This is a genomic window from Bacteroides sp. 1001136B_160425_E2 (assembly GCF_015559655.1).
GTDB classification, from domain to species: Bacteria; Bacteroidota; Bacteroidia; order Bacteroidales; family Bacteroidaceae; genus Bacteroides; species Bacteroides luhongzhouii.
Genome location: NZ_JADMQH010000016.1, coordinates 1 through 23,661, shown reverse-complemented (window position 1 = coordinate 23,661; position 23,661 = coordinate 1). Strand labels below are relative to the sequence as shown.

Genomic DNA, 23,661 nt, shown 5'->3' with positions numbered 1-23,661 from the left:
AGAAGAACTAGACTGTCAGCATGCCAAACTTACCAAATTGAGTATATCTAATGTTCCTAAATTAAAAAGACTAAATTGTTCTTATACAGAGCTTATCCATTTAGATGCATCCATTGCTCCTAATTTGGAAGAACTAGACTGTGAGCATACCCCAATAACAAATTTAAACATCTCGAAGAATCAAGAATTGAGAAGGGTTAATTATTCTTTCACAAAATTCACCAGTATAGATATATCCCAATGTACCAAATTGAGAACTATGGAGTGCTTTAAATGTTCCTTATCAAGCATAACATTAACAATAAACCAATATGTTGTATTTTTAAACGTTCTTAGAGACAATTGCCCGCCTGATATCACTATAATTTGCACTGATTACGATATCTTAACACATTAATAAATTAAAAGCATCCTCATTATTATCAAACCAATCAGTTATGAAGCAGAAACAAGAAACTTAGCACAGTCCAAGTGCTATTGGTAGTATACTAGTAATGCTACCATTGTTGGTCTATAGTTGTTCTATAGGCTGTTAAGAGAAAGTATAAACAAACTAACAACTATTAAATATAAGGGTGTTACTATGCCTGATTCCGGTTCTGAAGGTCGTGCGTTTGAATCGCACCGGGGTCACAGATGAAAACCGCAATTACTGGCAGAGAGAGTAATTGCGGTTTTCTTTATTATCTATTTATTCTTCTTTCGGATGGGAAGTGCAAACTAGCTGCTTGTCAGCGTTATCCGGGTTGTTATCATCATAGAAATTCCAGTTTCTTTCCAATCTTTTGGCTACATCAATTTTTTCTGTATAATAGTGATATTCGTTCTTTGCTACGTCAAGAATACCGTAAGTAAGAATGTCCTTCTCTTTTCCTTCTTTATCTATATAGACGCTTTTTACTAATAATATTTTGTATTTTCCATCTTCCCGAACACAGTATTCTTTATTGGCTTCCAATGTATATGTGCCGGAAACATCTGTCATATTGGAGGCAGCAGCGTCCATTTCTACAACAATTTGTTTGGGCTCTCCGGTAGTCGGAGTGTCTTTGGAGTCGTCATTGCAGGCAAACAACAAAACAACGGATAATAATTTAAGTAATTTCATCTTTGTATTTTTATTGGTTTTTGATTCTTTTTCCTAGTCTGAATGTGTTTAATCAAAATTGTCAATTATGCAAATGTACAATTTTTACATGATATAAAAACAGTAATAGATAAAATCTTGTGTTCCATGTCGTTATTTGTAGTTGTATAAATTAATCTAAAGAGAATGAAAAGTTGTTTTAGGTGATTAAATACTCGTGGAAAATACTAACTTTGTAACGATGAAGAAGTAAAAAAATGATGTTGATATAGTGTATTTATAGCTTTCCGGAAGTAGATATCTGACGATAAATTATATTAATCCCATAAATATAAATTAGAATGGAAGAAGCTAGAAAAAAGAAATGGGCTAGTGTAGCGCTGATTATTGGAGCTATTGGTTTTATCATTATTGTGATTTACTTTACAGTTATTTCAAGTCTCAACATGTAAAACAGATCATTATGGCATTGAAAAATTGAAGCTTGGACATTTCGTTTGAATTTGTCCAAGCTTGTTTTTTGTGGTTCCGGATGAGATTGACCGGTAATCTGGCAATGCCTCTTCTTTAGCTTCTTGAAACCTGAAGTCCTTTGTCAGAAAGAGTCATTTCTACAAAACGGGCACGTGGGTTGGGAGCTTGTTCTGTCAGTATCCGTCGGATTTGTCCGGCTGCTTGAGGGTCTTTGGCTACCATATATAAATAACCGCCGCCGCCTGCGCCGGGGAGTTTGTATCCCAGGGTGTAATCTTTGATTTTCTCGATAATGGCTGCTACTGCCGGAGGATTGGTTCCGCAATCTAATGCTTGGTTTTGTATCCAGGTTTTGCCGACCAAACGACCGAAACTATCGAAATTGCTGCGCAAAATAGCTTCACTCATATCCATTGCATGGGCTTTCATTTCGGTCAGCAAACTTAGGTGCGGTCCGGAATTGAGGAACATGGAACTGACGATTTCCGCCAGAATACTTTTGGCAGTACGGGTAATTCCTGTATAATATAACAGATGGCAGTCGCGGTAGTCGGGATGAACAAAGAGTTGGTCGGGCAACCAGCGTACTAATGGATTCTGTTCGAAACCAGCTTCGGATTGCAGCAGCTTAATGCCGGAGAAGACACCTCCATATTGATCCTGCCAGCCTCCTCCTGTGGTCAGTAATTGTTCCAGTACTAATGTGTAACTACATATATCATTCTTATCCCAAGCCAGTCCGCAGAAATCATTGATTGCTCCGAGCACGGTGGAGGCCAGGATAGAACTGGTGCCTAAACCCGAGCCGGCAGGAATAGCAGCCAACAGGGTAATTTCGATTCCTGAACCGAAGGCTTCCAGCTGTTTGGCTAAAGAAGGATAGGATTCTGTAGAGAACACCGGTGCGAAGCCTGCCAACGTAAGGGCGGCTTTCGGGATGGAAAATGGAGAACCCACCTTTTTGTAATCTTGCAGTTCCTCGTAATTTCGTATCACTTCCATTGCGCCCATGTCGATGGAACGAAGGGTAATCTGATATTCCTTGCAAGGTTTCACATATACTTGTAGTGGCGGTTGACCGTTCAGTTCGATGGCAAGATTGACAACACTTCCTCCTGAATAAAGAGAGTAAGGAGGAGTGTCCGTCCATCCTCCTGCCACATCAATACGTACAGGGCTGCGGCCCCATACAATCTGATCGGAATAAACATTGAGTATGGGATGACTTTTACGTTCGTTCATCACTCCCAATAAACCGTCGCGAAGCAGTTGGAAGGCTGCCTGTTCTTCTTTTGCGCAATCTTTGTCTTCACGTAGTTTCATGATGCGTGCGCGAAGCATTCGGTTGTGTATCCGTAGCATGGGTGCGGCATCTTCTTGCAGGATATCGGGAGTATCCAAATTGAAACGTACAAATTCGTTTGCGGCATCCAGTAAGTCAAGTTGATAGAATACGCTTTTTTCATAATTAGCCGCCAGTCCTTTCCAGTTCTCTTTACGGAAAGCGTTGCGCTGTTCATAAAGACGCTTGAGGTTGGCGCCTGCCGAGATTTCGTCGGCAGAAAGTTTCTCTGCTTTCAGCCAAAGTTTTTTCCCTTCTTCCAGTTGGGGTTCCGATGTCATCCAGCGCACTAATATGCCTAAATCTTCAACAGAAGTTACTTTGGGGAAGATAGATGCTGATTGTAAATCATCGGTGCGTCCTTTTATATCCTCCCAGATGATTCCTCTTTCTTCCATCCAGTGGGTAAAAGGAATATTTAGATAGGTAGTCGTTGATTTGTCCAACGCTCCTTTGAACACATCATCCAATCCATACGGACGTGCAACAAAGTCATTGTCGTCAATAGGGATAATGTCGATGCAGACTCCATCCGGCAGGTTGATGTTCCATTGGTTTTCGGGAACTCCTGTTATTATTTGGCGGGAACCCAGTTTCCAGCCTTTTCCCACATGACTATTCTCAATCCATAAGTTGGCATTGTCTGCAGAAAGGGAAACTTGTGTGATAGAGTTCTGGATAAAGATAGCCGGATTCGGTTTTACTTTCCGGTGCATGATCCTTCTTTGATCGCGTACCTTGTCTTGTATGGCTAAAGTAGAAGAAATCAGTTCATGGCTTGTGCCATAATGATAGAATTCTCCACCGGGCAAAGGTAATATGGCTACGGATAACTGATTGATTTCTTCATCTTCCGTTTTGGGATGCTCTCCCAAAGCCAAGCCGTAGTCCGAGTATAAGTCATAATAATTAATATCATTGGTTCCTTCTTTTAATGACCGTTTCATCAATACTTCGATGGCGCGGTCACTTAAAATCCAGATACCGATGTCCATCAGGAAAAGATGAGTTTTCGATAATCCTTCCAACTCTTCAAGAGAAGGTTTCTGTAACATGAAGTCGAGAACCTCCGGCTTTTTCCGGTCGGAAACAAATACACCATGATGGGTTGTCAATGAAGGATTCACCCATAAGCCGTAGCATACTACGTCTGCATTCGGAATATCTTGAAGTGGCTTTTCCGAACGGATATATACATCTCCGCTTGCGATCAGCGTATTCAGACCGGCCGGAGCCTGATTCATAATCCTTTCATAGAGTGGGAGCTGCAATGATAATAGATTCTGTCCCAGTTTTTGCCCTCTTTCCCAACTGAAGATAGGGATTGGAGTCAATATTTTGCCGGAAGGTCCGTAGCTGGGCAGGCGACGGCTTTGTCCGCCTGCATGGAGCAATATTCTTTTTTCATTTCCTATCCAGTTGCTGAAAGATTCTTGCGGCGCGAATGCCTGATGGCAGGCCTGCAGTAACCACGTCGTTCCGCCGCCGGAGCCTAGTTTGCTCCCTATGGGGTCTGATGTACAAAACCAATCGGTATGGTTGACTTCTTCCAGTTCGTGGAAGCAATGGATCAAATTGGGTGGTAAGGATAATAACTTTTGCATAGTAGAATCTGCGTTGGCTTAGATGGAATCTAAGTGAATTAAACTCCCGTAAAAATACGATTTATATTCTTGCTTTTCAATGTTTTTCTCCTGTTTTGAAGAATAAATTATCTTTTCAGCTTTTAGGTGTTCTTTTCAAACAGCGTATCCCAATGGTCGCTTAGTGCTTGCATGGATGGCAGTAGCAGATCGGCTCCGGCATCCAGCAATACTTGTCCGTCCAAAGGACCTGTATTTACGGCTATTGTAAAGATACCCGCATTGTGTCCGGCTTCCACTCCTAACGGGGCATTTTCTACTACGATGGCTTCATCAGCTTTAAGTCCGCCTTTTTTCAATGCCATCAGATACGGTTCGGGATTGGGCTTACCATATTTTACATCGAACGCTGTAACCATCAATTCTTTACGAAACATTCCCGGATAGTTGTGTTCCAACCGTTCGAGCAGGGATAGTTGGCCGGAACCAGTGACCACCATCGGAACCAGTCCATCCTTTTTCACTTTTTGTAGCAACTCCCATGCACCGGGCATACGTTTTGCTTCGGGATACGAATTGAACAAAACACTTTTCTCCTGATAGATACTTTCTATTTCTTCCTGGGTAGCTTCTCTGCCCAGTTCACGTTGGAAAACAATATTAATAGTGGAGGCTCCTGTCCGTCCTTCGTGCATATATGCTTCTTCGCGGCTAAGAGTGAGTCCGTGAGATTTCATTACTGTATGCCAGGCTTCCGAATGATAGGGCATAGAGTCAAAAAGTACGCCGTCCATGTCAAACAGGACGGCTTTCAGTTTCTTTTTCATACTTTGGTACGTTGCAGAATCTTTTTAAGATGATATTTTATTTTTCTATAAGCATTTTCTTCAGATCAGACAGAGGAATAATCACATCGTATTGCTGACCGGATTCCTTGCCGATATATCTGTAAGCTATGCTTTTATTGTTATCTACGCAGGTTTTGATGAATATCTGGGTGGCCGGATCGGTCTGACTTGCCAGTGTTGATACAATACCCTCTTTCACTTCTGCTGCGTTTTCTTCAATCTGGCTGATGGGACACAATTCTTCGTCCACACTGCATATATAAACAACCGATTCGCCTATGACCTCGATTTTTTCGACAATGACTTCTTCGCTGGCTTGCATCGGGAATTGCAGGTTCGCCATTTTCAGTTGCGCTTCAAGCTTTGTTTGTCCGCTTTGTGCCGGGTCGGCATTTGTATTAATCACTTCTTTCAGCTCTTCGGCGGTAAGTTCGCAAACCGCTTGTTCGCCCGACTTATTCCCTACAAATATCATGTGTAATCCGGAATTGCATTTTGCCATCAACTTGAGCATCTCTTTTACATCTGCTGCCGGATTTTGAAACATCATTGTGATAGATGATTTCATGCTTTCCGGATTGTCTTTCAATATCTTTATATTGGTAATCTCTTCGTTCATGTTCAGCGTGTACACTACGTTATTCCCGTCGTAGATGATGCTGGTGATCGTACCGACTGCTCCCATGTCTATCGGACACTGTTTGTTGGCTACTCCAATCACTGTCTTGAGTTTGGCTTCCTGGCAACCGGTCATTACGAGCATTAGCAATGATATGCTACATAATAATATGAATCCACTGGATTTCTTTAATAAATTTCCTGTCATTTTATTTGTTCTTTTTAGTTTGATTCGCTTAATCTACAGTTGTATACGAGGCAAAGATAACGATAAAAAACGAGAGATAAGTTAGAACGGGAAGATAGTTTAGTGATTACTTGCCATGTGGTATGTACTGCCAACTCTTGTCGTGTAGACTGTTCGGCACTACTGAATTGCGGCGTATTACTTGTATAATTATTTGTTGTTTAGAAGAATATGTGTATTTTTGTAACGTTATAAACTCGACGATAGCATGAAAAAGAGAGTATTATTGTTGCTACCATTGTTTTTAGGCGCCTGTTCTGATAGCGGGGAAAGTCCTGTTATCAAGATAGAAAAGCTTTATGCAAAGGTCGAATCGGAGGATGAAAGTTCCGGTTCCGGTGAAAAAGACTATGCGAATCAGAGGGACGAATTGCCGGCCTTGAAGGTGGGGGACGAAGTGAAAGCTCTTCTGCTTTTGGATGGAAATGGAGCTGAACTGAAAACCTTTAGACTTCAGAATGATGATGAAGTGGATACTAAACTCATCTTTGAGAAAACAGAAGTATCTACAGAAGGAAATCTGACAGATGTGGAAAAGGGACAGCTTCGTTTTAAGGATGGTGTGGCAAAAGCTAAAATTATGGTGATTGCGACTATCAAACAAGTAGATAAGAACGGCGATGTAAAATTAGAGTTCTATCTTTCTTCCAAAGCCGAATGTGAAGGAGCACAGGAAGAAATCGGCTTAAAGACGAAAGTCGAAGATGAAAAGTAAAAATGGTGCGCTGTAAACGGTACAACGGATAATAAACGGGCAACCGGAAACAGCAACCAATAGAATATAATAATGAACGGTGAACAAATCCATGTATATAGGATAGTTGTTCACCGTTCATTGTTTATAGTTTACCGTTTATAAAAACGTTCTTAATTACAGTTTTGCACGGATTGCTTTAGATTCTTCTTCATACCCCGGTTTGTCAAGCAACGCAAACATATTCTTTTTGTATGCTTCCACACCCGGTTGGTTGAATGGATTCACGCCCAGCAAGTAACCGCTGATACCGCAAGCCTTTTCGAAGAAATAGAGCAGACCACCGATATTGTATTCGCTTAATTCCGGAAGTACGATACGCATATTAGGTACGCCACCGTCTACGTGAGCCAGTTGTGTGCCCAATTCGGCCATCTTGTTCACTTCATCCACACGTTTGCCGGCTAAGAAATTCAAACCGTCCAGATTCGCTTCGTCAGAAGGAACTTCCAGTTTGTGGTTAACCTTCTCTACTGAAATCACCGTTTCAAAGATAGAACGTTCGCCTTCCTGAATCCATTGACCCATTGAGTGGAGGTCTGTTGAGAAATCTACTGATGCAGGGAAGATACCTTTATTGTCTTTTCCTTCAGATTCTCCGTAAAGCTGTTTCCACCATTCGCTTACATAGTGTAATTTCGGGCAGAAGTTAACGAGGATTTCGATCTTCTTTCCGTTTCTGTACAGTTCGTTACGGGTAGCAGCGTAGATAGCGGCAGGGTTTTCGGCAAATGCAACGTCCGAGCCACATGCTTTTTCCATGTCGGCAGCACCGGCAACCAGTTTTTCGATATCGAATCCGGCAACAGCAATCGGCAGCAAACCAACCGGAGTCAATACAGAGAAGCGTCCGCCTACGTTATCGGGGATGATGAATGTTTTGTATCCTTCCTTGTCGGCTGTAACGCGTGCGGCACCTTTCTTGGCATCCGTCACAGCAACGATTACTTTCTTTGCTGTTTCTTTGCCGCGCTGATCTTCACATTGTTTTTTCAGCAAGCGGAAAGCGAGAGCTGTTTCAGTAGTAGTTCCTGATTTAGAGATATTGATGACACCGAATTTCTTGTCTTTCAGATATTCAGCCAGTTCATACAGATAATCTTCGCTGATATTGTGTCCTGCATAGATCATGACAGGAGCTGTTTTCTTTTCCTGCAACCAGGTGAAGCTGTTAGACAAAGCTTCGATGACGGCACGGGCACCCAGATAGCTACCACCGATACCGGCTACGACTACTACTTCACAATTGTCTCTTAATACTTTTGCAGTAGCGTTCAGGTCGGCCAGGTGTTCTTTAGTGATAGAAGAAGGCAAATGCAACCATCCTAAAAAGTCGTTACCTTTGCCTGTACCTTTTTCAAGCATTTCCTGTGCGGCTTTTACTTCAGCTTCGTAAGCAAAAACCTTTTCTTTGGAGATGAATCCAAATGTCTTTTCAATGTTTAAACTAATCATATCGTTCTTGTTTAAAGATTATCTAAAAGAGTCAGTCAGCAATTTAATCTCGATCATTGGTGAGATACGTTCGTACAGAATGTTGTACACTGCGTCCAGTATCGGCATATTGACATGATGATGCTTATTGATTTCTTTGATACATTTCGTACCATAGTAACCTTCCGCAATCATTTCCATTTCAATTTGCGCACTCTTCACGGAATACCCTTTACCTATCATCGTTCCGAAAGTTCGGTTACGGCTGAAGTTGGAGTAACCGGTCACCAATAAATCCCCCAGATAAACAGATTCATCCACGTTTCTGTTCAACGGATGCACCGTATTTAAGAAACGGTTCATCTCCTGAATGGCGTTGGAGATCAATACAGCCTGGAAGTTGTCGCCATATTTCAGGCCGCTACAGATACCGGCAGCGATGGCATATACGTTTTTGAGTACCGAACTGTATTCGATACCCGCTACGTCATCACTGACTGATGTTTTGATGAAGCTGCTTCCCAGACGACGTGCGAAGATACGTGCTTTGTCTTTGTCAGGGCAGGCGATAGTCAGGTAGGAGAGGCGTTCCAAGGCCACCTCTTCTGCGTGGCAGGGACCTGCAAGGACTGCTATATTTTCTGGTGGTACACCATATTCTTTTGTGAAGTATTCTGATACAATAACGTTGTCATCGGGTACGATTCCTTTGATAGCGGTGATGATAAACTTATCTTTAATCTTGGTTTTCAGCTTTTTCAGATGTGCCTTCAGATAAGGAGAAGGAGTGACGAAGATCAGCGTATCCGATTCTTTCACCACATCGTTGATGTTGGAACTGAACGTGATGCGTTTTGTATCGAATTTCACTCCTGTCAGATAAGCCGGATTGTGCCCTAATCGTTTAAAATCGGCAATGCGGTCGTCTCGCCGCATATACCAATTGATTGAGTCTTCCTGGGCCAGACACATCTTTGCGATGGCTGTAGCCCAACTTCCTCCGCCCATTATCGCTATCTTGCCGGGTAATTTCATTTGTATGGATTTGGATGAAGAACTTATTAAATTTTCTGTATCCACTCTGTTACGTCGTTTACCGACGGATTGGTCAGTTCTAATTTATATTTCTTGTTAATGCCACAGATGTCCTGGTGCAACTTCTGCGGATTGACATCTTTCATGTCAGCTACAGTGTTGTAACCGGCTTTTTGGATCACCGGAACCCAGTCTTCTGCGATTCCCAATTCCATATATTTGGCGGCAGCGTCTTTTTTCACTACTTTTTCCGGACGCATTTGCGGGAAGAATAATACTTCCTGAATAGTGGTCTGTCCGGTCATTAACATCACTAGGCGGTCGATACCGATACCGATACCCGATGTAGGAGGCATACCATATTGTAAAGCCCGCAAGAAGTCCTGATCGATAATCATCGCCTCGTCATCTCCCTTGTCGGCCAAACGCATCTGCTCTTTGAAACGTTCTTCCTGATCCAACGGATCATTCAATTCCGAGTAAGCATTAGCCAGCTCTTTACCGTTCACCATTAATTCGAAACGTTCGGTCAGTCCCGGTTTAGAACGGTGCATCTTGGTCAGCGGAGACATTTCAACCGGATAATCGGTGATAAAAGTCGGCTGGATATACGTACCTTCACAGAACTCTCCGAAGATTTCATCAATCAGCTTGCCTTTACCCATTGTCTCGTCGATTTCTTCCATTTTCAGTTCCTTGCAAACTTGGCGGATTTCTTCTTCGTTCTTGCCGTTCAGGTCGTATCCTGTCTTTTCTTTGATAGCATCCAGGATAGGCAGGCGGCGGTAAGGAGCTTTGAAACTGATCGTTTTTCCGTCAACAACGCTTTCCGTACAGCCGTTTACAGCGATACAGATACGTTCCAGCAGTTTTTCGGTGAAATTCATCATCCAGTTGTAATCCTTGTACTGAACATAAAGTTCCATACAGGTAAATTCCGGATTGTGAGTTTTATCCATACCCTCGTTACGGAAGTTCTTACCTATTTCATATACACCTTCAAAACCACCTACGATCAGTCGCTTCAGATAAAGCTCCGTTGCGATGCGCAGGTAAAGGTCTATATCCAGTGAGTTATGGTGAGTGATGAACGGGCGTGCACTGGCTCCACCGGCAATAGATTGCAGGATAGGAGTTTCCACTTCCGTGTAGCCAGCCTCATCCAAGACATTGCGCAAAGTTTTCACTACAGTGGCGCGTTTCAGGAATGTTTCTTTGATGCCGTCGTTTACTACCAGGTCAACATAGCGTTGGCGATAACGGAGTTCGGGATCTTCAAAAGAGTCGTAAGCTACTCCGTCTTTGTATTTAACGATTGGTAACGGTTTAATAGACTTTGCCAGTACAGTCAGTTTCTTTGCATGGATGCTGATTTCACCCATTTGTGTGCGGAACACGAAACCTTCGATACCGATAAAGTCACCTAAGTCGAGCAGGCGTTTGAATACAGCGTTGTACAGTTCCTTGTCTTCTCCCGGACAGATATCATCCCGGGTGATGTACACCTGGATGCGACCTTTAGAGTCCTGCAATTCAACGAAAGATGCTTTACCCATCACGCGGCGGCTCATGATACGGCCGGCTACGGAAACCTGGCGTGGTTCTTCGTCGTCTTTAAATTCAGCTTTAATATCTGTAGAGAAAGCATTGGTTACATACTCTGCTGCAGGGTATGGATCAATACCCATTGCACGAAGCTCATTCAGACTGTTACGTCGAATAATTTCCTGTTCACTTAGTTCTAATATATTCATTTCGTTACGTATTAACTCAATTTTGTGGGCAAAAATACGAAACTTTTCTCATATATCCTGTAATCCGTCTCTTTTTTGTATCTTTGCACCCTCAAACTAATAGGTATGACAGGACAAAAGACACCCACTGCGTTGGGTACGGAAAAGATTGGAAAGCTTTTAATGCAGTATGCCATTCCGGCAATTATCGCCATGACGGCGTCTTCTCTTTATAATATGGTAGATAGTATTTTCATTGGTCACGGGGTAGGGGCGATGGCTATCTCCGGGTTAGCATTAACTTTTCCGCTAATGAATCTTGCCGCGGCTTTCGGCTCTCTGGTCGGTGTAGGTGCGGCTACATTGGTTTCGGTGAAATTGGGACAGAAAGATTACGATACCGCACAGCGGGTACTTGGCAATGTACTGGTATTGAATATTATCATCGGACTTGCCTTTACAGTCGTCACACTGTTGTTTCTCGACCCTATTCTTTACTTCTTCGGTGGTAGTGATGCTACGGTAGGTTATGCCCGCGATTATATGGTCGTTATCTTACTGGGTAATGTTGTCACCCACCTTTATTTAGGTCTGAATGCCGTACTTCGTTCGGCGGGACATCCGCAAAAGGCGATGTATGCCACGATTGCTACGGTAGTGATTAACACGATACTCGACCCTGTTTTTATTTATGGCTTCGGTTGGGGAATACAAGGAGCGGCAATCGCTACCATTACTGCACAGGTTATCGCATTGGCATGGCAGTTCAAGCTATTTTCTAATAGAGAGGAACTGTTACATTTCCATAAAGGTATTTTCCGGTTAAAGAAGAAAATAGTGTTTGACTCTTTGGCCATTGGTATGGCACCATTTCTGATGAATCTGGCAGCTTGTTTTATCGTGATTTTGATTAATAAGGGACTGAAACAGTATGGAGGTGATTTAGCTATTGGAGCTTTCGGAATTGTCAACCGCCTGGTGTTCCTTTTTGTCATGATTGTAATGGGATTGAATCAGGGTATGCAGCCTATTGCCGGGTATAACTATGGTGCCAGGCAATATTCCCGTGTGACGAAAGTCTTGAAAATTACGATTTATGTAGCCACCCTTATCACTACTATCGGTTTCTTGATGGGGATGCTGATACCTGATTTGGCAGTTTCTATTTTCACCACAGATGAAGAACTGGTTCGTATTTCTGCTAAAGGACTGCGTATTGTGGTCATGTTCTTTCCCATTGTCGGTTTTCAGATGGTGACTTCCAACTTTTTTCAGAGTATAGGTATGGCAAGCAAGGCTATATTCTTGTCTGTCTCCCGTCAGGTTTTAATTCTGATACCTTGTCTGCTGATCCTTCCACACTTCTACGGACAACTAGGAGTTTGGATCAGTATGCCGATTTCCGACCTGATAGCAAGTATGATTGCCGGAACGATGCTTTGGTATCAGTTTCGCCAGTTCTCATTATCGAGTGATTTAAAACATTAAAAAAGAAAATATGATAACTTCACAAATGTCCTACGAGGAATTGGCGAATGAGGTAGCAAAGGACTACATGGACGTGAGCATAATCATGCGAAAAAAAATGCTGGATGCTCTAAAATATTTCCGCAGGCAAAGCAAATTTCCGATGTTTCTTTTCTCTACAGTCACTTCACCCAGGAAGAACAAATGGATTTTGATATTCTTCGCCAAGAGTAAGCGACGTTTGAAACAGTATGTTGATAGCTTTCTTGTTTGCGTCAGAGAAACAGATCATGGTAAGTATGTTTATCGATACGATTTACCGGCTAAAGAAGGCTCTCTCCCCGGTGTGACTTTTTATCCACCTCATTTTTTTAGTAGATATGCTCTGCGGATGGGATTGGAACTCACCGGAGAGGATTTGATAAAAAGATATTTTAAAACGAACACTGCCATGCACTATAATGCCGATCATTTATTCTTGAGTGAAGAAGAAATGAAAGATTTACTGAATCCTGTGTGGTACACTAGTCCGGATGGTATCTCGCTCGGGTCGGCTATGATGGTGTCCGGCATGGAACTTTTTATCTGCAAGACTTTCGTTCCCTGGAATATGTGTAAAAAAGATCAACTGATAACATGTGGAAAAGAGGAAATGTTTCGATTGCAAGAAGATCTTGCGCTGGATACTCATGAGGAGGACGTTGTGAGTCAATCAGAGAATCTTAAGATTGTTCAAGAGTTTGCACGAATGATATTGGAACTTATAGAGAAGGCCGGTTAAACTAGTCAACCATTATCAGGGAAGTACTAATGCAATCTTCCTGAAATAATTGGTTGGTAACAAAGGTAGTGTCGGGTAGTCATTTTTAATATAAGAATAGGACGATTATATATCAATATTGTACGCAATCGGCGAATAATCCTTTTTTATTGATTATATTCCAATTCAAATTATGTAATATCAAAAAAGAACAGAATTTTGTTTTGCTGACTCAAGAAGGCAACAGTCCTATCTTTTTGTTCCGATATTCTTTAGGAGATATGCCGACATACTGCTTGAAATATTTTCCGAAGAATGATTGTGTGGGGAAGTTGAGCTTGGTCGCTATTTCCTTAATACTTAAATCGGTATTATCGAGCAGATATTTGGCTTCTGTAATGACATTCTGTATAATCCATTGCAAAGCACTGCTCCCTGATTTCTCCTTGATGACGGAAGAAAAATATCGGGCAGACAGACATTGCTTGTTTGCATAGAAAGTAACATCCCGTTCCTGATGATAATATCGATAGAGGGTAATCATGAAATTTTGGAAAATCCTATCCTTTTTATCTTGTGGAAGTGGTGTTTGCGGTTCGTTGTTGAAATAGATATTTAATAACTCATAGCATATCACTTGTCCCCAGGATTTGATTAATTCAGAAATTAAATATTGTTTCTGTCGGGAACTGTTACAGATATTCTCCCTGTTAATTCGTTTTTCTACAGATTTGAGTAAGTTCTCTACAAATGTATATTGCTCTTCGGAAAGCGACAGACAGGGATTTTCCCGCAAATAAAGCAAGTTCTCCGAGTTGGCTACTTTGTTTACTATCGGTATGACATAATCCAGATCGACCTCTATCATGATTCCTTCCAGGTCTGCGCTTCTTTGGCGTATCTGTAGAAGGTTGGCTGCAGTATATATGAAAAGATTCCTTTTGTTAATCTGGTATGGCCTACCTCCCAACAGGATTTCCGCCTGTCCTTTCTGGCAGAGGAAAAGTCCGCATTGGTTGAATTCGGAAATAATGCATCCTTCTTTCATGGAAGTATCTTCTGGAGATATTATAACATACTTGAATGGCATCAGTGGTTCCATATTCCTTTTTCGTTGAAATGAATTTCCTTACAAAGTAATAAACAAATAAATACAAATAGCAAACTATTTCGGCTTTTTATCTTAGGTAACGTACAAATAGAACAATATTCCGTCTAAATCAACCTTTCTCTTCATGTTTGCTTGGGATACTTTTGTGGCAACTAACTAACAAGTGAAAATATGAGACGATTAGACTTCTTATTAACAGGATTTTTAGCAGTTCTGTTGACTTCGTGTGGGCAACGTGTACAAAACACAGACAGTAAGCCGGCAGTGAAGATTGATACCGTACTTTCTGCCGACAGACAAATAGCTTTGCAGTTTCCGGGACGGGTGAAAGCGGCACAGGATATAAGTCTGTCCTTCCGGGTGAGTGGTACTATTCAGTATATGCATGTAAATGACGGTGCTTATGTGCGTAAAGGGCAATTATTGGCCGAATTGGATCCGACGGATTATCAGATTCAGTTGGATGCGGCAGAAGCAGAATATCAAAGTGTGAAAGCGGAGGCGGAACGGGTGATGGCGCTTTATAAGGAAAATGTGACGACACCGGATGCTAACGATAAGGCCGTGTACGGATTAAGGCAGATTACCGCTAAATATAATCATGCTAAAGACCAGTTGGCATACACCCGTTTGTATGCTCCTTTTAGCGGATATATACAGAAACGTCTTTTTGATTCCCATGAAACGGTAGCTGCCGGCATGCCCGTCGTTTCCATCATCAGTGAGGGAAGCCCGGAAGTGGAAATTAATCTTCCGGCAGTGGAATATATTCGTCGACAGCAGTTTACCCGCTACTATTGTACATTCGATATTTATCCTCATCAAAGATATGCTTTGGAACTGATTAGTGTCACCCCTAAGGCAAATGCCAATCAGTTGTACACCATGCGGCTTCAACTGAAAAAAGAAGATAAGCAGGCAGTTCCATCGCCCGGCATGAATACAATGGTGACTATCGAATGCAGTGAAGGAGATGCGTGTAACCTGTCGGTTCCCGGTGGAGCGATTCTTCGTGAGAACGGGCGTACGAGTATCTTTCTTTATGATGCTTCCAGTCATGTTGTCCGCCGTTGTGATGTGACTGTCACTCGTCTGCTTAGTGACGGTAGGTGCCTGATTACTTCAGACAAAGTGAATCCCGGTGATTTGGTTGTCGCTTCGGGAGTACACCATGTAAAAGAGGGAGAACAGGTGGAACCGCTTCTTCCGGCTACTGAAACCAATGTGGGAGGACTGTTATGATTGATATTAGTAAATGGGCGTTTGAAAACAAGAAGTTAATCTACTTCCTGATTGCCGTACTGATTGTAGGAGGAGCCTATTCCAGTTATGAAATGAGTAAACTGGAAGATCCTGAAATAACGGTAAAGCTCGCAATGGTAGTCACTACCTATCCCGGCGCGTCTGCACATCAGGTAGAGTTGGAAGTGACGGATGTGCTGGAGAAGAATATCCGCTCTATGGGGAATATAGATAATGTGGAAAGTTATTCCTACAATGATCTCTCTTTGATTCAGGTAGAACTGAAAACGACTGTCAAAGAGACGGACGTAGAGCAATGCTGGGATTTGTTGCGTCGTAAGGTGGCGAACGCACAGGCAGAACTTCCCGAAGGTGCCAGTCCTTCTATTGTAAAAGATGATTTCGGCAATGTCTACGGAATGTTTTTCGCTTTGACGGGCGACGGGCTTTCCGACAGGGAACTGTCTGATTATTCAGAACTGGTGAAACGTGAAGTCAGCGAACTGGATGGGGTGGAGCGCGTTGACTTATACGGTAAACGTCCTGAATGTATTAACATCTCTCTCCTGCAAGACCGGATGGCCAACTTGGGTGTGAAACCCGCCGAAGTGCTAGCCACATTGAACGGGCAGAACCAAACTACTTATACTGGTTATTATGATAATGGCGATAATCGTATCCGGGTGACAGTCAGTGATAAGTTTAAGACGGTAGAGGATATTGGTCGTATGCTGATTCAGGGGCATGATGCCGATCAGTTGCGGTTGAGCGACATAGCCCGTATTGAGAAGGATTATGAAGATCCTACCCGCAACGAATTGTTTTATGACCGCCAGCGTGCGATAGGAATCATGGTGGCTGCTTCTCCGGATGCCGACATTATCAAAGTGGGGCATCGGGTGGAAAAGAAACTGGAGCAACTAAAGGCTGAACGTCTTCCGGCAGGAGTAGAGTGTCATAAGGTTTTCTATCAGCCGGAACGCGTAGGCACTTCGTTGGGGACGTTCATTCTTAATCTGATAGAATCCGTGATTATCGTAGTTGTTATTCTGATGATTGCTATGGGATTCAAGAGCGGGGTGATTATCGGTATCAGCCTGGTAGTGACGGTATTTGGTTCCTTCCTGTTCCTTTATTTTATGGATGGTACGATGCAGCGTGTTTCATTGGCCTCGTTCGTGCTTGCGATGGGGATGCTGGTGGATAACGCGATTGTTATCATCGACGGTATTTTGGTAGATTTGAAAGCCGGGAAGAGCCGGATGGAAGCAATGACTGCCATCGGACGGCAGACAGCGATGCCTCTGCTGGGAGCTACTCTGATTGCCATCATCGCTTTTCTTCCTATCTTCATGTCGCCTGATACGGCAGGTGTCTATACGCGCGATTTGTTTATTGTACTCGCTGTTTCCCTGTTGCTTAGCTGGGTGCTGGCTTTGGTGCACGTTCCGTTGATGGCTGACCGGATTCTGCATCCGGAAATCTCTGCGGCAACTACTGCTGTCGGAAAGCGTGTGTATGAAGGGAAGATTTATGCCGTGCTCCGTTCATTGTTGAAATTCAGCCTGGCACATCGTTGGAGTTTTGTGTTTACAATGATTGCTTTGGTTTTGCTTTCGGCTTTCAGTTATCGTTTTATGAAACAGGGCTTTTTCCCGGATATGGTCTACGACCAGCTTTATATGGAATATAAATTGCCGGAAGGAACTAACTCCACTCGCGTGGCCCGTGACTTGGAGGAAATCGAAACTTACCTGAAAAAGCGTCCGGAAGTCACACACGTCACTGCTTCCATCGGTGGTACTCCTGCCCGTTATAACTTGGTACGTAACGTAGCCAATCCTTCCTTATCTTACGGTGAACTGATTATCGACTTCACCTCTCCCGACGATTTGGTGGATAACATGGCGGAAATTCAACAATATCTTTCGCAACATTATCCGGATGCTTACGTAAAGATGAACCGTTACAACCTGATGTTCAAAAAATACCCCATTGAAGCGCAATTTACCGGTCCTGATCCTGCTGTTTTGCATCAGTTGGCGGATAGTGCCCGCAAGATTATGGAGAATTGCCAGGATGTTTACCTGATTACCACGGACTGGGAACCACAAATCCCGGTACTGACTATCGAATATGACCAGCCTGCGGCACGTGCTATCGGATTGAGCCGGAATGATGTAAGCCTTTCTTTGCTGACAGCTACCAGTGGTATCCCTATCGGGTCTTTCTACGAAGGTATTCACAAAGATAATATCTACTTGCGTTGTCTGGACGAACACGGAAATCCGATTGAAAACCTGGATAATACGCAGATATTCTCGTCTCTTCCTTCTCTGAACGGTTTGCTGACACAAGAAATGATGATGAAGCTGAAGACAGGAACACTATCAAAAGATGAACTGGTGGAAACGTTGATGGGAACAACTCCGTTAAAACAAATCAGTAAGCGGATTGATGTGAAGTGGGAAGATCCGGTGGTTCCCCGTTATAACGGACAGCGCAGCCAACGGGTGCAATGTTCTCCTGTTCCGGGGGTAGAAACGGAGAAGGCACGGCAATCCATTGCCCCGCAGATTGAACAGATTCCGTTGCCTGACGGATACCAGCTTCAATGGCAAGGCGAGAGGAACGCCAGTACAAAGTCAATGCAATATCTGTTCAAGAACTTTCCGTTTGCTATCATTCTGATGATTTCTATTCTGATTATGCTGTTCAAAGATTACCGGAAACCGGTTATCATCTTCTGTACTATTCCGTTGGTGTTTGTCGGTGTTGTTGCCGTAATGCTGCTTACCGGGAAGACATTCAACTTTGTGGCTATCGTCGGTACATTGGGATTGATCGGTATGATTATCAAGAACGGTATTGTTTTGATGGATGAGATCACTTTGCAAATTAATCAGGGAGTAGAACCTGTGACGGCATTGATAGACAGTTCGCAGAGCCGTCTCCGTCCCGTGATGATGGCTTCGCTGACTACGATTTTGGGAATGATTCCATTGCTGCCGGATGCCATGTTCGGTTCGCTGGCAGCTTCTATCATGGGTGGGTTATTGTTCGGCACGTTGATAACGTTGCTTTTTATCCCGATTTTGTATGCATTATTCTTTCATATAAAAAAGACAGACAAATGAAAAAAGAAATTCTTGTAGCCATTAGTGTAGCGGGTATATTGTTCGGCCTGTCGGTTTCTCTTGCCGCGCAAGAAAAACTAAGTCTGGCGCAATGCCGTGAAATGGCACTGAAATATAATAAGGATATGGCTGCCGCTAATAAACAGACGGAAGCTGCCCGATTGATGTCTCTTAGTTATAAAGCCAATTTCTTTCCTAATTTTACAGCCAACGGAACAGGTGTTTATAGCACAGTGGATGGAAGTCTCGGAGTTCCGGGAGGAAACCTTCCGGTTTTCCTGCCCAATCCTGCCACCGGAGAACTGGTATCGAGCGGTTTCGCTTATTTTCCCGGACTGAATCTGGACTATAAAGTCGGAACGGTTTACTCGGGTGGTATACAAGTGGAACAGCCTCTTTATATGGGTGGAAAAATCCGTGCTGCCTATAAGATGTCACTGTTGGGAAAAGAAATGGCACACTTGAATGAAGTTTTGACTACTTCGGAAGTTATTCTGAATACGGATAAGGCATACGTGCAGTTAGTGAAAGCGAAGGAAATGAGAAAAGTTGCGGAAAAATATCATGCCTTACTGACGGAACTTTCCAAAAATGTAGAGAGTGCTCACCGGCATGGCATGAAACCGCAGAATGATGTGCTGAAAGTGCAAGTGAAGCTCAATGAGAGTGAACTCTCTTTGCGAAAGGCTGATAATGCCCTTCGTCTTGCAAGTATGAATCTCTGTCATTACATCGGACGCCCTTTGACGACGCGAATTGATATATCTGATGATTTTCCGGAAGTGGAGAAGGAGTGGAAAGTGCAGGTTTCTGACATTACCGCCCGTCCCGAATATGGAATCTTGAACAAACAAATAGCCATTGCCGAGCAGGAGGTAAGGCTGAATCGTAGTGAACTGTTACCGCGTATCGGTGTCAGAGGTAGTTATGATTATCTTCATGGGTTGGAAGTCAATGATGAAACTTTGATGAAAAAGGGTGCTTTTTCTGTATTCCTGAATGTTTCTGTCCCTCTGTTTCATTTTGGCGAACGTACCAATAAAGTAAAGTCTGCCAAAGTGAAGTTGGAGCAAGTCCGTCTTGAACAGGAAAATGCCAATGAAAAAATGTTGCTGGAATTGATGCAGGCTGCCAATAATCTGGATGAGTCCCGGCTGGAAACGGAGCTTTCCGAGCGTTCGCTGGAACAAGCAGAGGAGAATATGAAAGTCAGTGGTAAACAATATGAAGTGGGACTGGAAACACTTTCGGATTATCTGGAAGCGCAAGTGCTCTGGCAGCAGGCTTATCAGACGAAAGTGGATGCTCATTTCCAATTGTATGTGAATTATGTGGCTTATTTGAAAGCGGCGGGACAACTGCAGTGATAAAACCAGTATTCTGGACATCCCTATGGAATGTCCAGAATACTGGTTATGATTTGTACCTGTCGGGGAGTAAAAGTTCGTGTACGCGGATGATAACCTGTGGCAGTCAACAACCGGAGCAGTTCTTTATTTATTTTAATCCATTTGGTGAATATGCGTATGGCGCAACGGGGTGTAATGTTCGGATTGTACATACAAGCCAATTCCTTTTTCTTATAAGTTTTAATGCGAAACGGAATTTCTTCTTCTTCTGGCAATTCTTTCATGTTGATATTTTAATGTTTTAAGATGTTGTAAAGATACAAAATAAAAAAGGCGTTGTCAAGTCTTTTACAGGAATACTTTGGGAAACAGTATCCGCCCGTAGGCGGGTACTGTTTTCCTGCTTTTAAAGGCTGATGATTAATCTTATGCTGCCGGGTCCGGTGCTTCTCCTTTACCGTCATCCGGGTTGGGATTCGGGTTGGGGTCCGGTTGTTCCGAGCTGATGGAACCATCATCGGAAGCTACCGCTTTTTGAACACTGACTTTACTCAGCATCTCTTTGAATTTGTAGCCCGGAGTGAAAATGATTTTCACTCTGCGTATCGTATCGCTATCTACCTCTTTTTCAGTATCCTGACTTTCGCAATTCATACCAGGACGGAAGCATCCGAAATCTCCTAATTGAACAGAGATGCCTTTTCTAAGGTTGAGATTTAATGTATCGATCAAAGCATCGAGTACAAATTTTACCGCTCCACTGGGAACCATTCCGACTTTAGTGATTTCCTCGCACAAATCTCTGAAATCCACCGTATTGGTGATTACATTTTGTGCTACATACTTTTCAGCTTTAGTTTTATCAAAGCCGAATGTTCTTTTTTTAATGACGTATCTAAGTGCCATAGTTTTTTGTTTTTTTAAATTAGTTACTTTAGTTATCAATTCTCTTTGTGATCACGATGCAAAGATACTATGGGCACTTTTCGGGGAGGTGCTTTAACGGTCTTAGATGTACTTACTTTGATTCATTTTGATTTATTTTGTTTGTATGCTTCTGATTTATAGATTCTTATATTTTCTACTTTAAGAGCCATTTCCAAATAGGGAGTATTTCAATCAGTTTTCCTTTAAATAAGTAGTTCATAATGTTTTTTTTCTTATCCACATTCCATTATTGTCCTTGTCTTCATGCTTCAGAAATCTCATTTTCTTCTTATCTACAAGATAAAAATGTTATTGTTTTATCTTGTAGATAGGATAAGGCGGTAAATAGGCAATTCTACTTGTTCCGAGAGTTTATACCTTTATATATACAGTCAACTTTCCAACCCCTTCTTTCCGTATTATTCCGTCAGTGATAAAGGAATTTAATTCTTCAATAGCTACTTTTTTATTTCGTCCTGTCAGATGGCTATAATCTGTCCGGCTGATGAATAGGTGATTTTCCAAGTATGTGTTAAGACGGTCGCGACACGTCTCACGGGAGATACTATTTTTCTTAGGGCGTGTGATAGATTCTCCTCGTTGCAGCCTCATTTTGTCGCCTACTTCTTTCTTGAATGGACGACTTGCACGGAAATTAATATTTTTCATTTGGACAGACGCTGCCCGAATTTCTTTTTTATCTTTAACCGGCGGACATTGCAACGATGTAGAGAAGAATCCGAAGTTTCCCATTTCTACATTCCAGCCGTCGGCTAGTAAATCTCGTGCTTCATTGGCAAAGGCTTCCATGGCTCCTGCCAATAAACTTCTGCTGATACCGGTAAATTTGTGGACACGATCCAGGAACTCTTCTTTATCTACGGTTCCTTTGGAGACGATACGGGCATGTAGCGGTTGTTTCTCTTCTTTGTTTGGACTAGGAGTCTCAAATAAGTCATATATTGCACTCATATACTAATGTTTAGTGGTTTTATAGTTACTGTTAATTCGTTCTACAACTGTTGACTTTTAGTTCCACAGTTGTTTCCCTTTAGTTCCACATCTGTTATTGTTTCGTTCCATATTTGTGGAACGAATTGATGTGTGCTACAAAAGTAGCTAGTTTATACAAGAGAGAGGTGCTTTAATTGTAGAGTGGTTTCTTATATGAATAAGATAACTAATTGAAGCCTGTCTATTTATATACATACGCTTTAATTGTACAATCATCATTCGTTTTCTTTCCTAAACATTTATAACTCTCTCTTGTTATTTTCCGAAAAGTATTTGTACCTTTGTCATTGGAACGTAGCATACCTTTGTGGTATGCGATTGTGCGTTTCCTCGGTGAACAGGAAATCGTAGCGGATTTTTTTTACTTACGCCGGGAGACGCCTGTACTTCTATGACTTCTCATAGGGTACGGGCTGTCTGCCCGTGTAAGTAAGGTAGCCGCTACTACCTCCTGTTTGCGGGATTGTGGCAGCTCCGTACTCTTTTATAATAAAAGGTACGGAACTAGTTAATATTGTTAATCTAGTTCCGTTTTTTTATGTCAAATTGGCTCACAACAAAACAGATGTCTGAAAGACGCGACATTCAAGAAGCCATTCTAAAGAATTGGGCAAATCTTGGATACATTACGAGTTCCCGAATCAACGATCAGTTGTTTTTGGATGATGAGAGTTTGGATGCTTATCTGGAAGCTCACAAAAAACTTGGTTTAGAGGCAGGTTACCTTTCTAAAATCGTGGAAGAAAAGAAATTGGAACGTGATTTTATCATTTCCAAATACGATGATCTACTATATGTATTGAGAACACAGAAGACTTGTAAACCGCTATATGAAATAATCATTCGTGAACTGGCAGCATTAATTCTTCACCCTGTCGCCCGCAATATTTTCTATTCTATTTCTACAGGAGAACCGGTAGAGAAAGTGGCTGGTCGGCATCGAATTACCTATGGGAAGACATTGCAAATGTATAACTCTATACTTAAAGGGTTGAAATTGAAGAAAGATATATTGGCTACTTATCGAAAGCGTGCTATCAATGCCCGTTTTTTATCTTTAGCAGACAATAATAAGAATATAAATGTCGGGCAGGAGGAGTGGATACTTCAATTGCCTGTTTGTAAAGTAGCTGATACGCGGCTGGCTAATGTCTTGTATAATCAAGATGTTCGAACAGTAAAGGACATATTGGAAATCGTATCGGGAAGAGGTTGGAAAAGTCTGTTGAGAATAGAAGGAGTAGGAAAAACTTCCTACTATCATTTATTATCCAAACTTCAGATGATAGGTGTTGTGGATGAAAGTCTGGATCGGATTCTTGCTGGATGCTCTAATGGTAAGTTTGATAATAAATGACGGGTAGGACATAATTATGGAAAGAGAGATGATATAAAGAGGTTATTTTAAAGGAAAGATAGAGATTTCAAGGCACTATAAAATATTTTGTGTAAATGGAAATACGGGATTCAAGTTTGAGTCTCGTATTTTTTATTTTATA

General features: G+C 42.2%; 17 protein-coding genes and 1 pseudogene. 7 read left to right on the top strand and 11 right to left on the bottom strand.

Annotated elements, in window-relative coordinates:
* Positions 1-691 precede the first annotated feature (691 nt).
* The 4 genes and pseudogenes from I2I04_RS16280 to I2I04_RS16265 form a co-directional block, all read right to left on the bottom strand.
* A complete protein-coding gene (locus I2I04_RS16280; protein WP_143257794.1) occupies positions 692-1,108 on the bottom strand; it encodes a hypothetical protein in 417 nt (138 codons plus the stop codon).
* Positions 1,109-1,654: 546 nt separating this feature from the next.
* Positions 1,655-4,510, bottom strand: a pseudogene (locus tag I2I04_RS16275) (bifunctional fucokinase/fucose-1-phosphate guanylyltransferase); the annotation flags it as partial.
* Between the two features lie 119 nt (positions 4,511-4,629).
* On the bottom strand, positions 4,630-5,313 hold the full coding sequence (locus I2I04_RS16270; RefSeq protein WP_143257796.1) for an HAD family hydrolase: 684 nt from the start codon (positions 5,311-5,313) through the stop codon (positions 4,630-4,632).
* Positions 5,314-5,350: 37 nt separating this feature from the next.
* Complete coding sequence (locus I2I04_RS16265; RefSeq protein WP_008024965.1) at positions 5,351-6,160, bottom strand: hypothetical protein; 810 nt, start codon at positions 6,158-6,160, stop codon at positions 5,351-5,353.
* A 247-nt stretch (positions 6,161-6,407) separates the two neighbouring features.
* Between I2I04_RS16265 and I2I04_RS16260 the strand changes: the two genes are divergently transcribed.
* A complete protein-coding gene (locus tag I2I04_RS16260) occupies positions 6,408-6,914 on the top strand; it encodes a DUF5035 domain-containing protein (RefSeq protein ID WP_195655450.1) in 507 nt (168 codons plus the stop codon).
* Between the two features lie 156 nt (positions 6,915-7,070).
* Here I2I04_RS16260 and I2I04_RS16255 read toward each other — a convergent pair whose 3' ends face one another.
* The 3 genes from I2I04_RS16255 to lysS are packed head-to-tail and all read right to left on the bottom strand — an operon-like array spanning position 7,071 to position 11,176.
* Positions 7,071-8,408 carry a glucose-6-phosphate isomerase gene (locus I2I04_RS16255; protein WP_143257798.1) on the bottom strand — a complete coding sequence of 446 codons (1,338 nt, stop codon included), beginning with the start codon at positions 8,406-8,408 and terminating at the stop codon, positions 7,071-7,073.
* A gap of 18 nt (positions 8,409-8,426) precedes the next feature.
* Positions 8,427-9,422, bottom strand: a complete 996-nt coding sequence (locus I2I04_RS16250; RefSeq protein WP_143257986.1) for an NAD(P)H-dependent glycerol-3-phosphate dehydrogenase — start codon at positions 9,420-9,422, stop codon at positions 8,427-8,429.
* 26 nt (positions 9,423-9,448) lie between these two features.
* Entirely contained in the window at positions 9,449-11,176 is a 1,728-nt protein-coding gene (gene lysS / locus I2I04_RS16245; protein WP_195655449.1) for a lysine--tRNA ligase, read from the bottom strand.
* Positions 11,177-11,251: 75 nt separating this feature from the next.
* On the opposite strand from lysS, the gene I2I04_RS16240 reads away from it, so the two are divergent.
* Positions 11,252-12,643 carry an MATE family efflux transporter gene (locus I2I04_RS16240; protein WP_195655448.1) on the top strand — a complete coding sequence of 464 codons (1,392 nt, stop codon included), beginning with the start codon at positions 11,252-11,254 and terminating at the stop codon, positions 12,641-12,643.
* A gap of 10 nt (positions 12,644-12,653) precedes the next feature.
* A complete protein-coding gene (locus I2I04_RS16235; protein ID WP_143257801.1) occupies positions 12,654-13,403 on the top strand; it encodes a hypothetical protein in 750 nt (249 codons plus the stop codon).
* A 211-nt stretch (positions 13,404-13,614) separates the two neighbouring features.
* Here I2I04_RS16235 and I2I04_RS16230 read toward each other — a convergent pair whose 3' ends face one another.
* Positions 13,615-14,484 carry an AraC family transcriptional regulator gene (locus tag I2I04_RS16230; protein ID WP_143257815.1) on the bottom strand — a complete coding sequence of 290 codons (870 nt, stop codon included), beginning with the start codon at positions 14,482-14,484 and terminating at the stop codon, positions 13,615-13,617.
* Positions 14,485-14,664: 180 nt separating this feature from the next.
* On the opposite strand from I2I04_RS16230, the gene I2I04_RS16225 reads away from it, so the two are divergent.
* From I2I04_RS16225 to I2I04_RS16215, 3 genes are read left to right on the top strand one after another with little or no spacing between them, the layout of a single operon-like run.
* Positions 14,665-15,735, top strand: a complete 1,071-nt coding sequence (locus tag I2I04_RS16225; RefSeq protein WP_195471119.1) for an efflux RND transporter periplasmic adaptor subunit — start codon at positions 14,665-14,667, stop codon at positions 15,733-15,735.
* Positions 15,732-18,872, top strand: coding sequence for an efflux RND transporter permease subunit (locus tag I2I04_RS16220; protein WP_195655447.1), 3,141 nt, complete (start codon positions 15,732-15,734; stop codon positions 18,870-18,872). The genes I2I04_RS16225 and I2I04_RS16220 overlap by 4 nt, the downstream gene beginning before the upstream one ends.
* Positions 18,869-20,239, top strand: coding sequence for a TolC family protein (locus I2I04_RS16215; RefSeq protein ID WP_195655446.1), 1,371 nt, complete (start codon positions 18,869-18,871; stop codon positions 20,237-20,239). The genes I2I04_RS16220 and I2I04_RS16215 overlap by 4 nt, the downstream gene beginning before the upstream one ends.
* A 23-nt stretch (positions 20,240-20,262) precedes the next feature.
* Here I2I04_RS16215 and I2I04_RS16210 read toward each other — a convergent pair whose 3' ends face one another.
* From I2I04_RS16210 to I2I04_RS16200, 3 genes are all read right to left on the bottom strand, one after another.
* A complete protein-coding gene (locus I2I04_RS16210) occupies positions 20,263-20,505 on the bottom strand; it encodes a DUF4248 domain-containing protein (protein ID WP_143257819.1) in 243 nt (80 codons plus the stop codon).
* A 142-nt stretch (positions 20,506-20,647) separates the two neighbouring features.
* Positions 20,648-21,127, bottom strand: coding sequence for an HU family DNA-binding protein (locus I2I04_RS16205; protein ID WP_143257820.1), 480 nt, complete (start codon positions 21,125-21,127; stop codon positions 20,648-20,650).
* A gap of 393 nt (positions 21,128-21,520) precedes the next feature.
* The gene (locus I2I04_RS16200; RefSeq protein ID WP_015531404.1) at positions 21,521-22,120 is read right to left on the bottom strand and encodes a DsbA family protein; all 600 of its coding nucleotides are present in this window, start codon (positions 22,118-22,120) and stop codon (positions 21,521-21,523) included.
* Between the two features lie 607 nt (positions 22,121-22,727).
* Between I2I04_RS16200 and I2I04_RS16195 the strand changes: the two genes are divergently transcribed.
* On the top strand, positions 22,728-23,519 hold the full coding sequence (locus I2I04_RS16195; RefSeq protein WP_195655445.1) for a hypothetical protein: 792 nt from the start codon (positions 22,728-22,730) through the stop codon (positions 23,517-23,519).
* The last annotated feature ends 142 nt before the right edge of the window (positions 23,520-23,661 follow it).

What these genes read in the sequence shown, in the direction of transcription:
- I2I04_RS16280 (WP_143257794.1), bottom strand. Translation starts at nt 1,108, where the DNA reads ATGAAATTACTTAAATTATTATCCGTTGTTTTGTTGTTTGCCTGCAAT.
- I2I04_RS16270 (WP_143257796.1), bottom strand. Translation starts at nt 5,313, where the DNA reads ATGAAAAAGAAACTGAAAGCCGTCCTGTTTGACATGGACGGCGTACTT.
- I2I04_RS16265 (WP_008024965.1), bottom strand. Translation starts at nt 6,160, where the DNA reads ATGACAGGAAATTTATTAAAGAAATCCAGTGGATTCATATTATTATGT.
- I2I04_RS16260 (WP_195655450.1), top strand. Translation starts at nt 6,408, where the DNA reads ATGAAAAAGAGAGTATTATTGTTGCTACCATTGTTTTTAGGCGCCTGT.
- I2I04_RS16255 (WP_143257798.1), bottom strand. Translation starts at nt 8,408, where the DNA reads ATGATTAGTTTAAACATTGAAAAGACATTTGGATTCATCTCCAAAGAA.
- I2I04_RS16250 (WP_143257986.1), bottom strand. Translation starts at nt 9,422, where the DNA reads ATGAAATTACCCGGCAAGATAGCGATAATGGGCGGAGGAAGTTGGGCT.
- lysS (WP_195655449.1), bottom strand. Translation starts at nt 11,176, where the DNA reads ATGAATATATTAGAACTAAGTGAACAGGAAATTATTCGACGTAACAGT.
- I2I04_RS16235 (WP_143257801.1), top strand. Translation starts at nt 12,654, where the DNA reads ATGATAACTTCACAAATGTCCTACGAGGAATTGGCGAATGAGGTAGCA.
- I2I04_RS16230 (WP_143257815.1), bottom strand. Translation starts at nt 14,484, where the DNA reads ATGGAACCACTGATGCCATTCAAGTATGTTATAATATCTCCAGAAGAT.
- I2I04_RS16225 (WP_195471119.1), top strand. Translation starts at nt 14,665, where the DNA reads ATGAGACGATTAGACTTCTTATTAACAGGATTTTTAGCAGTTCTGTTG.
- I2I04_RS16220 (WP_195655447.1), top strand. Translation starts at nt 15,732, where the DNA reads ATGATTGATATTAGTAAATGGGCGTTTGAAAACAAGAAGTTAATCTAC.
- I2I04_RS16215 (WP_195655446.1), top strand. Translation starts at nt 18,869, where the DNA reads ATGAAAAAAGAAATTCTTGTAGCCATTAGTGTAGCGGGTATATTGTTC.
- I2I04_RS16210 (WP_143257819.1), bottom strand. Translation starts at nt 20,505, where the DNA reads ATGAAAGAATTGCCAGAAGAAGAAGAAATTCCGTTTCGCATTAAAACT.
- I2I04_RS16205 (WP_143257820.1), bottom strand. Translation starts at nt 21,127, where the DNA reads ATGGCACTTAGATACGTCATTAAAAAAAGAACATTCGGCTTTGATAAA.
- I2I04_RS16200 (WP_015531404.1), bottom strand. Translation starts at nt 22,120, where the DNA reads ATGAGTGCAATATATGACTTATTTGAGACTCCTAGTCCAAACAAAGAA.
- I2I04_RS16195 (WP_195655445.1), top strand. Translation starts at nt 22,728, where the DNA reads ATGTCTGAAAGACGCGACATTCAAGAAGCCATTCTAAAGAATTGGGCA.